Annotated in this window: 12 protein-coding genes; 7 read left to right on the top strand and 5 right to left on the bottom strand. The window is 43.7% G+C overall.

Going from position 1 to position 16,034, the window contains the following annotated elements; translation table 11 throughout:
• Positions 1-202: 202 nt before the first annotated feature.
• The 6 genes from IEY67_RS08050 to IEY67_RS08025 all read left to right on the top strand — a co-directional run bounded on the left by IEY67_RS08050 (position 203) and on the right by IEY67_RS08025 (position 7,338).
• The gene (locus tag IEY67_RS08050; protein WP_183671279.1) at positions 203-844 is read left to right on the top strand and encodes an HU family DNA-binding protein; all 642 of its coding nucleotides are present in this window, start codon (positions 203-205) and stop codon (positions 842-844) included.
• 1 nt (position 845) lies between these two features.
• Complete coding sequence (locus IEY67_RS08045) at positions 846-1,832, top strand: GSCFA domain-containing protein (protein ID WP_183671280.1); 987 nt, start codon at positions 846-848, stop codon at positions 1,830-1,832.
• A 3-nt stretch (positions 1,833-1,835) separates the two neighbouring features.
• Positions 1,836-4,301, top strand: coding sequence for a bifunctional UDP-N-acetylmuramoyl-tripeptide:D-alanyl-D-alanine ligase/alanine racemase (locus IEY67_RS08040; RefSeq protein ID WP_183671281.1), 2,466 nt, complete (start codon positions 1,836-1,838; stop codon positions 4,299-4,301).
• Positions 4,302-4,459: 158 nt separating this feature from the next.
• The gene (locus IEY67_RS08035) at positions 4,460-5,317 is read left to right on the top strand and encodes an enoyl-ACP reductase FabI (protein ID WP_122374814.1); all 858 of its coding nucleotides are present in this window, start codon (positions 4,460-4,462) and stop codon (positions 5,315-5,317) included.
• Between the two features lie 107 nt (positions 5,318-5,424).
• Positions 5,425-6,030, top strand: a complete 606-nt coding sequence (locus tag IEY67_RS08030) for an L-threonylcarbamoyladenylate synthase (RefSeq protein WP_122351872.1) — start codon at positions 5,425-5,427, stop codon at positions 6,028-6,030.
• Between the two features lie 51 nt (positions 6,031-6,081).
• A complete protein-coding gene (locus IEY67_RS08025) occupies positions 6,082-7,338 on the top strand; it encodes a hypothetical protein (protein ID WP_183671282.1) in 1,257 nt (418 codons plus the stop codon).
• An 85-nt stretch (positions 7,339-7,423) separates the two neighbouring features.
• On the opposite strand, the gene IEY67_RS08020 is transcribed toward IEY67_RS08025, so the two are convergent.
• Complete coding sequence (locus IEY67_RS08020; protein ID WP_183671283.1) at positions 7,424-9,076, bottom strand: SusD/RagB family nutrient-binding outer membrane lipoprotein; 1,653 nt, start codon at positions 9,074-9,076, stop codon at positions 7,424-7,426.
• Positions 9,077-9,088: 12 nt separating this feature from the next.
• On the bottom strand, positions 9,089-12,127 hold the full coding sequence (locus IEY67_RS08015) for a SusC/RagA family TonB-linked outer membrane protein (RefSeq protein ID WP_183671284.1): 3,039 nt from the start codon (positions 12,125-12,127) through the stop codon (positions 9,089-9,091).
• Positions 12,128-12,516: 389 nt separating this feature from the next.
• On the opposite strand from IEY67_RS08015, the gene dgt reads away from it, so the two are divergent.
• The gene (gene dgt / locus IEY67_RS08010; RefSeq protein WP_122351876.1) at positions 12,517-13,842 is read left to right on the top strand and encodes a dGTP triphosphohydrolase; all 1,326 of its coding nucleotides are present in this window, start codon (positions 12,517-12,519) and stop codon (positions 13,840-13,842) included.
• On the opposite strand, the gene rsgA is transcribed toward dgt, so the two are convergent.
• The 3 genes from rsgA to IEY67_RS07995 form a co-directional block, all read right to left on the bottom strand.
• Positions 13,839-14,771, bottom strand: a complete 933-nt coding sequence (gene rsgA, locus IEY67_RS08005; RefSeq protein WP_183671285.1) for a ribosome small subunit-dependent GTPase A — start codon at positions 14,769-14,771, stop codon at positions 13,839-13,841. The two genes, dgt and rsgA, sit on opposite strands and share 4 nt — an antisense overlap.
• A 56-nt stretch (positions 14,772-14,827) precedes the next feature.
• Positions 14,828-15,391 (bottom strand): ribosome recycling factor, encoded by a 564-nt coding sequence (gene frr / locus IEY67_RS08000; RefSeq protein ID WP_122351878.1) that lies wholly within the window; start codon positions 15,389-15,391, stop codon positions 14,828-14,830.
• A gap of 393 nt (positions 15,392-15,784) precedes the next feature.
• Positions 15,785-16,018, bottom strand: coding sequence for a carboxypeptidase-like regulatory domain-containing protein (locus tag IEY67_RS07995; protein ID WP_122351879.1), 234 nt, complete (start codon positions 16,016-16,018; stop codon positions 15,785-15,787).
• Between the last annotated feature and the right edge of the window lie 16 nt (positions 16,019-16,034).

The raw sequence follows: 16,034 nt of genomic DNA, 5'->3' as shown, positions 1-16,034 counted from the left end.
AATTAATTCTTTATATCAGGAGATTTATTACCTTTGGTACGGACTTTTAAATAAGTAAGGAATACATTGCGAAAATGAAAAGCATACCTTACCTATTTGTATCCTTAACCTTACTTTTATGAAGAGAATTTATTTCATAAATAAGATTAGGGAGGAAAATCCTTAATAGTTACGACGTTAAACCTTAAACAGAAGGAAGTGTATGAGTATTGAATACGACTTATTTGCCAATCCTCCCAAAAACGGGGAAGAGAAGCCGACGTTACATGCCAGAGCTATCAATATCCAGACCGTCAACACCAACGAGCTGGCACGGATGATCGAAAGCATGAGTACCTTTACGTCTGCCGATATCAAGGGAGCCATCAAAGCGATCTGCGAACAATTGTTCTTCTGCCTAAGCAACAGTCAGAGCGTACATCTGGAAGGGATCGGAACGTTTTCCGTAACACTGAGATGCAAGCAACAGGTGGAAAATAAAAAAGATATCCGGTCGGCATCCATCGAGTTCAAGAACATAGAGTTCCGCGCTGATCCGGAGATGAAGAAACGTTTCCGGGGCGTACGCATCGAACGGCGGCAAGGGACCAGCGAGAAAAAAAACTACAATTCGGATATCCGGCAGAAACGTATCCTGTGGTATATAAAGAACTACGGAACGATCAACCTGACAGTAGCAGCCAGCCTGAACCAGTGTACACGTCAAAAGACTAAAAAAGACCTGGAACAGCTACTGGAAGACAACCAGATACAAAAGAACTGGTGCGGGAAACGGGCGTTCTATATCAGACGTTCGACACAACAACCACCGACAGATCTGTTACCAAACGATCCAACAGAATAATATGGAGCTATACACTGCAATCCAACTACCCAAGCCGCCTTTCCGCTTTTCGTGGCAGGAACATACGCTGTTGCTCGGCTCCTGCTTTGCGGAAAATATCGGGACGAAGCTGGCAGAGAACCGGTTCAATGTCGACATTAACCCGTTCGGGACACTGTATAATCCGGCATCCATCGCAGCGGCGTTACGCAGGTTGCTGCATCCGGAGCGGTTCACTTCCGACGATCTGTTCCGCCACGAAGGCGTATTTCACAGCTTTACGCACCACAGCCGCTTTTCTTCCACTTCGGAAACGGAATGCCTGGAGAATATAAACGACAGGCTGTTTGCTTCGGCGGGAGAACTCCGGGAGACGAAATACATCGTGGTTACCTTGGGGACAGCTTATGTCTACCGGTTGAAAAGTACGGGCGAAGTGGTGGCAAACTGCCATAAACTACCCGAAAAGATATTCGACCGCTCGATGTTATCCGTAGCAGAAATCGTGTCGGAATGGAAAGAGCTGCTGCTTTCCCTTTGGGAGCAATGCCCGGAACTAAAGATTCTTTTCACCGTCAGCCCTATCCGTCACTGGAAAGACGGGGCACATGGGAACCAGCTCAGTAAAGCGACTCTACTGCTGGCTATCGATACGCTTCAAACGACCTATCCTGAACGTATCGCTTACTTCCCTGCCTACGAGATCATGATGGACGAACTGCGCGATTACCGCTTCTATGCCAACGACATGCTACACCCTTCAGAGCTGGCTGTTGATTATATTTGGCAACGTTTTACAGAAAATTTCTTATCCGATGAAACGAAAGGTTTTCTTAAAGAATGGGCAGAGATACAAAAGGCTATTAATCACCGCCCGTTTCAACCCGAAAGTGAAGCCTATAAACGTTTCATCTCGCAAACTTTGTTAAAGATGGAACGAATTAACGAGAAATTTCCTTCCTTTGATAGTACAAAAGAGATGGAAATAATAAAGTCTAAACTAATGTAAAAAATGGAATACTCGATAAAAGAAATAGTAGGAGTTATTGGTGCCAAAGCAAGAAACCTACAAGATAGTACCATTAGTATCTTGCTGACTGACAGTCGCCGGCTTTCTTTTCCGGAACAAAGTCTCTTCTTTGCCCTAAAGACAAAGACCAACGACGGACACAGATATATAAAAGAGCTCTATAAACTGCGCGTCCGCAATTTTGTAGTGAGCGAAATGCTTCCGGAGTTCGAATCTCTTCAGGAAGCGAACTTCCTGGTGGTCAAAGACACGTTGAAAGCACTTCAAAAGCTGGCGATCTATCACCGGAAGCGGTTTAATATCCCCGTAATAGGTATTACAGGAAGTAACGGAAAGACGATCGTAAAGGAGTTTCTTTATCAGCTGTTGCATAAGGAATTCAATATTGTCCGTTCGCCACGCAGCTACAACTCGCAACTGGGTGTGCCGCTGTCTGTCTGGCAGATGAGCGACAAGAATACGCTGGGTATCTTTGAAGCGGGTATTTCACAGCCGGACGAGATGGAAAACCTTCGCCCGATCATTGCCCCAACCATCGGTGTTATTACTAATATAGGAGAGGCGCATCAGGAAAATTTCATTTCTACTACCCAGAAATGCCTGGAAAAGCTGACGCTGTTCAACGACTGCGAAGCAATCATATATGACGGTGACGATGCTTTCATCTCCAACTGCATCGAATCGGCCTGCCTTTCGCACAAGGCAATAGCCTGGAGCCGAACGGATTCGGAAGCACCGCTTTATATCGAAACGATCGAGAAAAAAGAATCGGAAACGATCATCCGTTGCACGCTGCTCGGACTGACTCAGAAATATGTCATTCCTTTCATCGACGACGCTTCCATCGAGAATGTCATCCACTGCCTGGCGGTAATGCTTTACTTAAAGCCTACCAGTGTAAATGACGCTCATAAATTTACACAGTTGGAACCTGTCGCCATGCGCCTGGACGTTAAGCAGGGTATCAACAACTGCATACTGATCAATGATACATATAATTCGGATATCAACTCGCTGGACATCGCCCTCGACTTCCAGCAGAGCCGTCATGTGGATAAGAGCCTCAAGTGTACGCTGATCCTTTCCGATATCCTGCAATCGGGCACTCTGCCTAAATCGCTTTATAAAAAGGTGGCCGACCTGGTACGGCGTAAAAACATAGACCGTATTATCGGCATCGGACGGGATCTGAAAGAATATGGCAATGCATTCGATATAGAAAAGGAATTCTACCTGAGTACGGATGATTTCCTTAAATCGCCGACCTTCAAGAATTTCAGGGACGAACTGATACTGATAAAAGGTTCGCGCCATTTCCATTTCGAACGTATCTCCGAATTATTGGAAAAGAAAGTACACGAAACGATACTCGAGGTAAATCTGGATGCCGTTGTACACAATTTCAACTATTACCGTTCGAAGCTGAGACCGGAAACCAAGATGGTCTGCATGGTAAAAGCATTCGGATACGGTGCCGGTTCATACGAATTGGCCAAGACATTACAGGAGCATCGTTGCGATTACCTTGCCGTTGCGGTAGCCGATGAAGGGGCGGAACTTCGGAAAGAAGGTATTTCGATCCCCATCATCGTTATGAATCCGGAGTTCAGCAGTTTCAATGTATTATTTGAAAACAATCTGGAGCCGGAGATATACAGTTTCCGCCTGTTGGATGCCATGATCAAGGAAACGGAACGCCGGGGGATTACCTCCTACCCGATCCACATCAAGATAGATACGGGAATGCACCGTTTGGGATTCCAGCCGGGCGACGTCCCTGCCATCTGCGAACGGTTGAAAGAACAAAGCGGCGTTACGGCACGTTCTGTCTTCTCCCATCTGGTGGGCAGCGATTCGTCTGTCTTCGATGACTTCACAAAGAAACAACTGGATACATTTACCCTGGCTGCCGCTGAACTGGAGAACGGCTTGGAATATAAGGTTATCAAACATATCCTGAACTCGGCCGGGATCGAACGTTTTACGGACTATCAGATGGATATGGTCCGCCTGGGAATCGGCTTATACGGAGTCAGTGCTTCAGGCATGAAAGGGTTACGCAACGTCAGTACCCTGCGCACCACTATCCTTCAGATACAACAAGTACCGGCAGGCGATTCTATCGGTTACAGTCGCCGGACCTACGTTGATCGCGATTCGCGCATTGCCATCATCCCGATCGGTTATGCCGATGGGCTGGACCGCCATTTCAGTAACCGGGGAGGCGAGGTGTTCATCAATGGGAAACGTTGCCCGATCGTCGGAAACATCTGTATGGATGCCTGCATGATCGACGTCACCGATACAAATGCCCAGGAAGGCGATCCGGTGATTGTCTTCGGAGAAGAGTTACCGGTCAGTGAACTTTCCGACAAGTTAAAAACAATACCTTACGAGATTCTGACGTCAGTGTCTCCACGGGTAAAAAGGGTATATTACAGAGAATAACGTTCTGAACATAAACGATAAACCCGGATACAGATTTTGTATCCGGGTTTATCGTTTTATAACCATTTCACGCATTAGTTATACAGCAAAGCCGGACATAAATTGTTTATCTTGCACAAATTGTGTACTTTTGTGCCGTAAATAAATTAAATAAAGGTATGAGTCATAATTTATTGAAAGGTAAAAGAGGCATTATCTTCGGCGCGCTGAATGAAATGTCTATTGCCTGGAAAGTGGCAGAAAAGGCTGTAGAAGAAGGTGCAACCATTACATTGAGTAATACACCGGTTGCAGTACGTATGGGCGAAGTCGATGCCCTGGCTAAGAAGCTGAATGCTGAAGTTCTGCCGGCAGACGCTACAAACGTAAAAGATTTGGAAACGGTATTCTCCAGATCAGTAGAAATACTGGGAGGAAAAATAGATTTCGTATTGCACTCAATCGGCATGAGCCCGAACGTGCGCAAGAAACGTACATATGATGACCTGGATTATGATATGTTGGATAAGACACTGGATATCTCCGCTGTCTCTTTCCATAAGATGCTTCAGGTAGCTAAAAAGCAGGATGCTATCGCCCAGGGCGGTTCCGTACTTGCTTTATCGTATGTGGCAGCACAGCGTACTTTCTTCGGTTATAACGACATGGCGGATGCCAAGAGCTTGCTGGAATCGATTGCACGCAGCTTCGGCTATATTTATGGACGCGAAAAGGGAGTGCGTATCAACACCATCTCCCAGTCACCGACCATGACAACCGCCGGTAGCGGAGTAAAAGGCATGGAACACCTGTTGGACTTCTCCGACAAGATGAGTCCGCTGGGAAATGCAACGGCAGAAGAATGCGCAGATTATTGCGTAATGATGTTCTCCGACCTTACCCGTAAGGTAACGATGCAGAACCTATACCACGACGGTGGCTTCTCAAGCATGGGCATGAGCCTTCGAGCCATGAACCAGTATAGCAAAGGATTAGAAGAATTTACCGACGAGAACGGCAACATAATTTACGGCTAAGCCGTAAAAGTTGACAGTTGACAGTTGACAGATATGTGGCTTTCAGCCGATTAATTTTCTTGTTTTAACTGTCAACTGTCACTTGTCAACTATCAACTGAAAAAACTATGCTAATAAAGATTTACCCTGAAAACCCCAATCCCAGGGAAATAGACAAAGTGATCGGTGTTCTCCGTGACGGAGGTCTGGTCATTTATCCGACCGATACGGTATATGCGATCGGCTGTGACGCACTGAATGTCCGTGCCGTTGAAAAGATATGCCAAATGAAAGGGATCAACCCGCAAAAGAGTAACCTTTCCATCATCTGTTATGATCTTTCCAATCTGAGTGAATATGCCAAAGTAAGCAATTCAGCTTTCAAGCTGATGAAAAAACACTTGCCCGGTCCTTTCACTTTTATTCTTCCGACAAGCAGCGAGTTACCGAAAATATATAAGAACAGGAAAGAAGTCGGTATCCGTGTACCGGACAATAATATCATCCGTACGTTGGTCAAAGAGTTGGGAAACCCGATACTGACCATGTCCGTACATGACGACGACGATATGATCGAGTATTCCACCGATCCCGAACTGATCTACGAAAAGTATGAGAATACGGTAGATATCGTGATCGACGGGGGTTACGGTGGTTTTGAAGCCTCGACGGTAGTAGACTGCACGACAGACGATTTCGAAATTATACGTCAGGGTAAAGGAATATTAGAATAGTTTTCTGCATTTCCTGATTATTCTTTATATTTGAAAATAATCAGGAAACATATGAAACAGATCTGTAAACTTTTCTTTTTGTTAGCCTTATTCCCTCTTTGCATAAATGCCCAGCATAAGGCTTATCATTTTGACCGGAACGGGATAGACCGGGAAGTACTGGAAAACTATCTGGACCGTTCCATCACGCTCTCCTGTGTATTGGTACCGGGTAAAAACAATCCGGATCTTTATACGGATGATATCCGCATGATCAAAAACACCGGAGCCAAGTTCATCGGCCGTGCCATCTTCCGTTGGGAAAACGAACATATTCTCAACGATCCGGGCTTTTGGACGAAAGCCCAATCGATCATACAGGAATTACATGCTTACGACCCGGATATCATCTTTCAGGCTTGCCTGTTCGAAGCCATTTCCGAAGATGTCAACACAATACCTATTCCCGACTGGGTATTCCAATCATACGGCCTACAACCGGAAAAGCGCAACTTCTCTTATAAAGACATGTTGAGCCAGGAAGGTAAATATGTAGATCACTGGCACAAAGGAGGAAGCGTACCGGATATCAGCCGTACCGAAACACAGTTATGGTTTCAGTACCTGGCCTGTTCATTTATCAATATCGGTTGTGAAGCCTTCCACCTGGGACAGATCGAACTGATAGGTATGCATGATCCTCAACGGAAACACTGGGCAGACGTAATCAGCCATATCCGCGATTATGCCGCCAGCCACGCCCGCCGCCATTGGGTTCTTCTCGATGCCCACACACCTAAAGGAGGCAAGTTGAAAGACGGTAAAAGCCTGATCGACTTCAATTCATTTCCCATGCGCATCTGTGCCATTCCTGAAAATATAAAAGAAGGTGAAGCACAACGAGCGGAATTACGCGTCAACCACCTGGACGGTATTTACGGGAAAAGCCAGGGATGCAAAACACCCAGCGGTTGGGAATGCGAATCGCTCCCGTATCTGGTGGAGATAGACAACTACGGCCATGAAGAACCGGTCAATACTGCCGATACGACTTCTTATTTCCCATGGGGTTGGGATGAGATATCCTGGTATGCCAAACAACCGGAATCCTATCGGAATGACTGGCTCAGATATGCCTGGCAGTGGATCAAACAGACCGATCCGAACGGACATATCGAAATGCCTGGCCTAAGAGGCATCTGTTGTCCGAATGAAACGCAAAACACCTACAGGGCCAATACACGTAGCAAGGCTTGCCCAGCAGGTTACAATCAGGAGGAAACGATCAAAGCCATCTGGGCCTCCGATACACCGGACTCTCCCCGATAAAACAAGACCTATATAAAAATAGAAAAGCTCCCCACTCTGACAGAGCCGGAAGCCTTTCTTATTTTATTCAATGAATATCCGTGAACTAGAAGTTTCCTACGTTCGCTTTATCCCACCAAACACGAGTACCACCGATATCCCCCTTGAAGCTTGAACTTGCTTCCTGGTTGAGCAGTTCGATACCTTTCTGTAATTCGATATTATTGGTATTGATCTCAATATTCGAATAGATCAAACGGCGGATCTGTTCATCCGTATCGATTGTTCCGTTACTGCTGTTCACACGGTTAGGGAACAGTTTAGGATAACCCGTACGACGATATTCAGCCCAGGCTTCTGTTGACAACGGGAAGTTAGCAATCCACTTCTGCGTAATGATACGTTGCAGCTTTTCTTCATTGCTTGCTCCGTCATTCCATTTCACCGGAATAGTATTCATAGCCTTAATGCTATTCTTAGCGTCAACCGGATCGACAAAGTCGGCCTGAATAGACGTTCCATTAATGTATGCATCGATTTCTTCGTCAGTAATGGAAGTGACACCGGCATAAACACCTTTATACTTCAATTCATTCTTGATAGAGAGACGGATACCTTCTTCATACAAATCTTTTGCATTGCCGCCCATACTCCAGCCACGCAAAGCACCTTCTGCACGCAGGAAATATGATTCGGCTACTTTCATTACCGGGAACGGAGTTGAATAAGAACATACTACACTGGAGAAGTTGCCCCACTGGTTAGGCTTATTCGGCAGATTACAACCACCACGGATGCCCAAATATTGGGTTCCTTTAGCAACAATCACTTTTTCTCCGTCTTTGATATCATTGGTATTCTTCGTGATATACAGGGCAATACGCGGATCTTTATAACCTTCCATAATAGTTACCAGGTTTGCATTAATACCGCAGTCCCCCCATTCGAACATACGGGTCAACTCGTTACTCAAACCCTGGTCGATCAGGATATCTTTATCGGCAGAGGTCAATACCCCCCCTGCTACAGCTTCTTCCGCCTTCTGTTTTGCCAAAGTCGGATTGGCTTTGACAATACGCATAGCAATACGCAATTTGAACTGATTGGCAACCTTTACCCACAAGCTGCGGTCACCTTTACACCAGTAATCAAACTGTTGCATATCCGATACTGCAGAATTGCCGTTCTTAAATCCTTCAATAGCTTCATCCAACAGAGTAAACATACTGTTGTAAACACTTTCCTGAGTGTCATAAGCAAAGGCTACATCATTCCCATCCAGAACAGACTGGTAAGCGATAGGACCATAAGCATCGGTCATCATCAGCATGCCGTAAACCTGAACGACACGCATTACGGCAGCATAATCCTTAATGCCCTTTTCTTCACAGGCATTGATCAAACGACGGGTATTGTTGAAGATATGCAGATAAAAGTTTTCATACATACCACCACAAAAACCACGGTTCAGATTATAATCGACATTACCATTACCACCAAAGTTGTGAGGAGTCATAAAATAACCGCCAAACAAGTCCACACTCAGATTTGTCCAGAACTGGAACATATTCTGCTGCGGAGCATACACATAAGTGATCGGTTCTATAAACTGAGCTTCAAACGGCATGTTATCCGGATCCACTTCATACTTATTCGTATTCAGTTCTTCAAAATTATCAGTACAGCCTACAACCATCGTACCGCAGGCAATAGTCAAGCCCAATGCGGCTGCATATTTGAATAATATATTTAATTTCATAGATAATCAAGATTAAAAGTTTAATTTCAAGTTAAGACCAACGCTACGTGAAGACGGCAAAGCGAACATATCGATTCCCTGCCAGCCGTTTCCTGTACCGGCTGATACATCCGGATCCATCGGAGCGTCTTTGTAGAAGAAGAAGAGGTTACGGCCAATGATCGAAGCATTCAGATTCTTGCCGATACCAAAGAGATTACGGAATGTATATCCGATAGACAATTCACGCAAACGGACATTTGTTGCGTCATAAACATACAGTTCATTTGCATATTGTGAGTTGAAGTTCGTTGCACCTACTACAGAATAGAACTGCTGAGGATCGAATGAAACGCCTTCAAATACAACCCTACCAGCATCGCGGGCAGCACCGGAACGTTCTGAAACGCCCCAACCGTCTAAAGTGGCTTCTGTGGTCGACATCACTTTACCACCGACCTTTGCATCGATCAGGAATGATAAAGTAAAGTCTTTATAATGGAATGTATTGGTCCAACCCATATTTACCTTCGCATTCATATCGCCGACATATTTCAGGTCTTCGATACCATCACCACCCAACTGAGGTGCACCGCTTTCAGAAACAAGAGGTTTACCGTTTTCATCTCTTTTAATCTGGCGTACGAACAAGTCACCATAATGACCGCCTTCTTTCAGGATCACTTTTGCGCCACCATAATCGGCCAATGTCAGACCGTCAGGCAGTTCATCCACCAATTCTTTGATCTTATTCTGGTTATAAGCGAAGTTGAAGTTTGTGCTCCAGCTGAAATGATCGGTAAACTGATTGTGCCATCCTAAACCGATTTCAAAACCCTGGTTCTCTACGTTACCGGCATTTACATAACGGTTTCTCAGACCTGTTTCCCAAGGAGCAGAGATTGAGAAGAACTGGTTCTTTGTATTGGTCTTATAGTAAGTCAGGTTTACATCCAGACGGTTTTGGAAGAATGTACCGTCGAAACCGACTTCCAAAGAATTGGTCTTTTCCGGTTTCAATGTCTTGAACGGAGCATTTTCAGGAGGAGTAAGAGAACCCTGATCAGCCAATTCATAACGCAGATTGGTCATAAAGACAGGAACGTCGTTACCTACCATAGAGTAAGAAGCACGAAATTTGAACATATTCACATTCTTACCGAAGTCGATAAACTTATCCAGCAATGCACTGGCACCTACCGACGGATAGAAGAATGAAACGCCATCTGTATATGCCAAAGCAGAAGACCAGTCGTTACGGGCAGTTACATCCAGGAACAGACCTTCCTTATAACCAAACTGAGCAGTTGCAAATACTGAATTCAAACGTTTTTCTTTCAATGATTCCGTTGTGCTCATCCGGTAATAGTTTGCCGGTGAGAAGATATTCGGATAATAAGCGCTACCTGTCGGCTTTCCGTCGACTACTGCGAACTTAGAATCACCCCATCCGATCAGATCCACACTCGAACCGGTCGTTTTCGTGAAACTGCTACCTGCAGTTACCGACAAAGTATAAGTTTCTTCCCAGGTCTTATTATAACTAGCCAGGAAATCTCCATACATCTGTTCACTGAAGATACGGGAATCTTTCATTGTCCCCATCTGGTTACGACCACCAGTACTGGATGCATATTCATTATAGATCCATTTTTCATCACCTCGTTCATAACGTAAACGACCGGTAACAGAAAGACCTTCCATAATATCATACTTCACGCTACCACCAAATTCATAACGGTTACGGTTTGATGTCGGTTTCTGACGATTCACCATCCAGTAAGGATTGGAGAATTGTTCCTGAGCTGTATTTGTCCAGTTCTGAACACTTGCGTTCAAAGAGGGTTTATAAACTTCGTAATTGTTTTTATAGTTATCCCAGTCTTCTCCTCTCGGGAACAGATAAGCACCTGTGACCGGATTATTAAGGAAACCGGCAGCAGCCTGGTTCTCTATATCCTGATTATTGTAACGTGCACTTACGTCGATATGAACTTTCTTCCACAAATTGAAACCTACTTTAGCCAATAAGTTATGACTCATATAAGTATTCTTCGGTGTAACACCGTTAGAAGCGACATTTGCATAAGAAAAATAAGAAGAGATATGTTCATTACCACCACTCAAAGAAATAGAGTTGTTGGTAGTGAAACCTGTCTGATAGAATTCTTTTGCATAGTTAGGAGCTGCACTAGCTAATTTACTGCCCCAACTGAATGTACCTTCATCACTCATTCCATAAGTATTCTGGAACTTTGGCAACGAAGAAACAGTTTCTACTGTCGTATTACTGGATACATCGATCGAAACTTTTCCGGACGAAGCCGACTTTGTTGTGATCATGATCGCACCATTGGCAGCAACAGCACCATACAAAGCGGCAGCAGATGCACCTTTCAACAATGTTATCTGAGCAATATCATCCGGGTTGATCGTAGACATGGCATCACCACCGTCACGACCTCCACCATAGTTACTGTTCACCTGAGAGTCTGACACATTCATCATCAAAGGAACACCATCCACAACGATCAGCGGCTGGTTGCTACCATTAATAGATTTGTTACCACGAAACAGGATCTTAGATGCACCACCGGCACCAGTTGAGTTCGGAGTGATCTGCAGACCGGCACTCTTTCCCTGCAAAGAGTTGATCATGTTTACATTCTTGATTTCGTTCAGGTCTTTGCCCCCAACTGTCTGGGCAGCATACGAGAGTGTCTTCGACTCACGCTTGATACCCATGGCTGTTACGACAACTTCACCCAATTGCTCCGAATCTGAAACCATAGAGACATTGATAACGGAACGTCCGTTAACCGGCTCCTCTATTGTTTTCATACTTAAATAAGAAAAGACTAAAATTGCGTTACCATCAACTTCCAGTGAATACTTACCATCCAAATCAGTTACAGTACCGATAGTCGTACCCTTTTGTAGAACATTAACACCAGCGAGAGGCTCATTCAGTTCTTTGTCCATTACAACACCGCTTACTTTTCCTTGTGCCCAAAGCACATTCGTACATATCCCGATGCAGAATAGTACCAACATAACAAAGCTCTTTCTCATACAGACAGATTGTTTAGGTTTGACAATAAATAATTTTTCATAATGCACTTTTTAAAACGAGTTAAATTGTTAATAGTCGTATCCAATTAACTTTAGATTCATACATAGTTCTACAAGAACTCATGTACATAGATTACAAATGTAATTTAATTATTTTATTAATACACTATATAAAGGATGGAAGCTTTATCTTAAAAAGCAAATATTAGTCATATTTAACCTTTCAAACATTAATATTCACATTTGCAACATCAGAAACCCTACTATTTACCTTCTATTTAACATAGTTCTTGTAGGACTTATCCTTTTTAAAACAAAGTCTCCGCTAAATACTAAAACCGTATCCACATTTTAGTTACCTTTGTAGAACTACATTATTAATTTGAACTATGGACTGGACCCAATTATTATCAGGTAAACGCTTTGGAATGGAAGAGTATCACGAACGTAAACACGAACGTACCGACTTCCAGCGGGATTATGACCGTTTAATTTTCTCCTCCCCTTTCCGCAGATTACAGAACAAAACGCAGGTGTTCCCCTTACCGGGAAGCATTTTTGTACACAACCGTTTGACACACAGTCTTGAAGTATCCTGTGTAGGCCGTTCATTAGGTAATAATGTATCCAAAGGATTGATGCAGAAGTATCCCGACGGAAGTATCAATTTCCCGGAAATAGGTTCTATTGTTTCTGCCGCCTGCCTGGCACACGATATGGGAAATCCCCCCTTCGGGCATTCCGGAGAAAGGGCTATCTCCGCTTATTTCCTGGAAGGGAACGGCAGTTATCTGGAAAGCGAGATCCGCTCAGCCGGAGGACGCTGGGAAGATTTTCTTCATTTTGAAGGAAACGCCAATGCGATACGCTTACTTACCCATCAGTTCATCGGAAGACGAAAAGGTGGATTTGCTTTAACATACAGCACATTAGCTTCTATCGTCAAATATCCTTATGCATCAGTTTATTCAGGCAAAAAAGGAAAATTCGGCTTTTTCCAGTCTGAAGAAGAGACCTATATGCGTATCGCCACAGAACTCGGCATAAACCGCAATCCGGAAGATGATAACAAATTCGTCCGTTACCCATTGGTTTATCTGGTTGAAGCCGCCGACGATATCTGTTACCAGATCATGGATATAGAAGATGCATGCAAGCTTCATATCCTGACAACCGAAGAGGCTATCCAACTGCTACTAAACTTCTTTGAAGGAGAACGGTTGGATCATATCACCCGTGTCATGAAAATGGTGGACGATACAAACGAACAGATCGCTTATCTCCGCTCTTGCATTATCGGACTTCTGGTAGATGAATGTTCACGCGTTTTCTTGGAAAATGAACAAGGTATACTTGACGGAACTTATAACGCCCCGCTAATAGAGCAGATCGGCGAGCAGGCTAAAGAAGCGTATGCGGCTTGTTCTAAAACGGCTTACAAAAAGATTTACCGTGCAAAAGAAGTTCTGGACATAGAACTGGCGGGGTACCATATTTTCAGTCATCTGATCGACAGCCTGACAGAAGCGGTGATGAACCAAAGTCATGCATACAGTAAGCTATTACTGCAACGTATTCCGGAGCAATACGACACAAACGCACCAACAACTTATGGGAAAATACAATGTGTACTCGATTATATTTCAGGTATGACCGATGTATATGCACTCGACCTTTACCGTAAGATCACAGGCATGAGCCTGCCGGCTGTTTAATAGTCTTCCCGATATTTACTTTCCTCTTTATCCTCCAGGATACTGAGGTAACTCTTATAACGGGATTCGCTGATATAATGTTCTTCAAGTGCCTGCAACACTGCACAACCCGGTTCGTGCCGATGGGAGCAATTACTGAATCTGCAATCTTCGGAAAACTTAAATATTTCGGGGAAATAGTGGGAAATCTCTGCCGTTTCCATTTCGATCGTTCCAAATCCTTTGATCCCCGGAGTGTCGATCAGGTAGCCGCCTTCCGGCAACGGGATCATTTCAGAAAAGGTGGTGGTATGCATTCCTTTATTATGATATTCGGAAATATCACCAGTCCGAAGATTCACACCCGGAACCAGTTTATTGATTATAGTCGATTTTCCGACTCCCGAATGTCCTGATAAAAGCGTTATCTTATCTCTCAAATCATCTCTGAGTGCATCGAGTCCTTCTTCCGTCTTGGCACAAAGAGTGGAACAAGGATAACCGATCGTCGTATATAAATTGATCAAAGCATCCAGATATTCTTTATCCTCGCCTTTGTAACGATCGATCTTATTGAAAACCAATTTGACCGGCACACGGTAAGCCTCTGCCGTAGCCAGAAAACGGTCGATAAAAACCGTGGTAGTGACAGGATAATTAACAGTCACGATCAGCATAGCCTGATCCAGGTTGACAGCAATAATATGCGACTGTTTGGATAGATTGGAGGCCCGGCGGATAATATAATTCTTCCGGTCTTCGATCTCGGTAATAAAGGCAGTTCCTTCATTATTGATATTGATATCAACCCGGTCACCGACAGAGACGGGATTCGTGCTGCGGATCTCTTTCAAACGGAAATTTCCTTTTACTTTACTTTCCACATCACGTCCGTCATCGGTACGTACGGTATACCAGCTACCTGTATTCTTTATTACCAGTCCTTTCATTTTCTATTTATTATCTTATAAAAAAAGAAGGGCGAAAAATGTTTCGCCCCTACAAGTTAAACTGTCATTATTTCTTTTTCTTTAGCAGCGTAGAGGTCATCTACCTTTTTGATAAACTTATCATGTATCTTCTGAACTTCCGCTTCTGTATCTTTTGCCACGTCTTCAGGAGTTCCGTCGGCTTTCACACTTTTCTTTATCGATTCGATAGCATCGCGACGTGCATTACGGATACTGATCTTTGCCGTTTCAGCTTCCTGTTTGGATTGTTTTGCCAAATTACGACGACGTTCTTCCGTCAACGGAGGAATACCCAAACGGATCACTTCACCGTTATTTTCTGGAGTGATACCTATTTCAGAATTCATGATCGCTTTCTCAATCTCTTTGATAAGCGGCTTTTCCCAGGGAGTGATAATAATCGTTTTTGCATCCGGAGTAGTAACCGAAGCCACATTTGTCAGAGGAACAAGACCTCCATAATAAGGGACCTTCACTCCGTCAAGAATCTTCGGATTAGCCTTTCCGGCACGGATATGAGCTAACTGTTCGTCAAGATAATCGATTGCGAACGACATTTTCTCTTCTGCTGACTTTACATACTGCTTGATATCTGCCATAACTGATTGATATTTTGTTTTCTGTTTTTTCGATAAACAAAAGTAGTAAAGTTTTTGAACCTGACAAACAAGAACAAAATGATTCGGTATCTTTTCAGGTTTCCTACCATGTTTTTTTGAATTACTATGCATACTAATTCCAATTACTACGGCGACTAATCAGCGGTTGATAACCGTCAGCCGCTTGGCTGATAATTATCGACCGCTTGGCTGACAATCATCAACCGTATGGCTCACAATTATCAGCCGCTAAAAAGTAAAGGATGTCCTGTCCTGAAATAAGTTGACAAAACACCACAGTAAACTTATGTCAGAATAGGATACAGATGGTAAGTTATCCCAAAGGAAGCATATATATTTGAGAAAAACAACATTAAAATATAGAGTTTTTATTTAAAAACTATTTGAATTAGTCTGTGCAGAACTTGGTACATTTGATAAAATGAATTTTCCGTCTGCATCGGTGATTGTTCCTATATTCGTTCCTTTTATCAATACGGTTGCTCCCTGGATGGGCTCGCTGTCTTCTTCCGAGAATACAGTACCGTTTACTGTGATTTTTTGCGCAAGAGCCAGAGTGATACTAGCTAAAAGGCTTCCTAACAATAATATAAGCTTCTTTTTCATAATGGATAATTATAGT

This window comes from Parabacteroides faecis (genome assembly GCF_014647375.1).
Taxonomy (GTDB): Bacteria; Bacteroidota; Bacteroidia; order Bacteroidales; family Tannerellaceae; genus Parabacteroides; species Parabacteroides faecis.
The sequence above is the reverse complement of the archived record's forward strand: the minus strand, read 5'-3'. Positions and strand labels throughout refer to the sequence as shown.

Excerpts from the sequence above, each read along its gene's own strand:
- IEY67_RS08045 (WP_183671280.1), top strand. The coding sequence starts at position 846 with ATGGAGCTATACACTGCAATCCAACTACCCAAGCCGCCTTTCCGCTTT.
- IEY67_RS08015 (WP_183671284.1), bottom strand. The coding sequence starts at position 12,127 with ATGAGAAAGAGCTTTGTTATGTTGGTACTATTCTGCATCGGGATATGT.
- IEY67_RS08020 (WP_183671283.1), bottom strand. The coding sequence starts at position 9,076 with ATGAAATTAAATATATTATTCAAATATGCAGCCGCATTGGGCTTGACT.
- IEY67_RS08035 (WP_122374814.1), top strand. The coding sequence starts at position 4,460 with ATGAGTCATAATTTATTGAAAGGTAAAAGAGGCATTATCTTCGGCGCG.
- frr (WP_122351878.1), bottom strand. The coding sequence starts at position 15,391 with ATGGCAGATATCAAGCAGTATGTAAAGTCAGCAGAAGAGAAAATGTCG.
- IEY67_RS08050 (WP_183671279.1), top strand. The coding sequence starts at position 203 with ATGAGTATTGAATACGACTTATTTGCCAATCCTCCCAAAAACGGGGAA.
- rsgA (WP_183671285.1), bottom strand. The coding sequence starts at position 14,771 with ATGAAAGGACTGGTAATAAAGAATACAGGTAGCTGGTATACCGTACGT.
- IEY67_RS08040 (WP_183671281.1), top strand. The coding sequence starts at position 1,836 with ATGGAATACTCGATAAAAGAAATAGTAGGAGTTATTGGTGCCAAAGCA.
- IEY67_RS07995 (WP_122351879.1), bottom strand. The coding sequence starts at position 16,018 with ATGAAAAAGAAGCTTATATTATTGTTAGGAAGCCTTTTAGCTAGTATC.
- IEY67_RS08030 (WP_122351872.1), top strand. The coding sequence starts at position 5,425 with ATGCTAATAAAGATTTACCCTGAAAACCCCAATCCCAGGGAAATAGAC.
- dgt (WP_122351876.1), top strand. The coding sequence starts at position 12,517 with ATGGACTGGACCCAATTATTATCAGGTAAACGCTTTGGAATGGAAGAG.
- IEY67_RS08025 (WP_183671282.1), top strand. The coding sequence starts at position 6,082 with ATGAAACAGATCTGTAAACTTTTCTTTTTGTTAGCCTTATTCCCTCTT.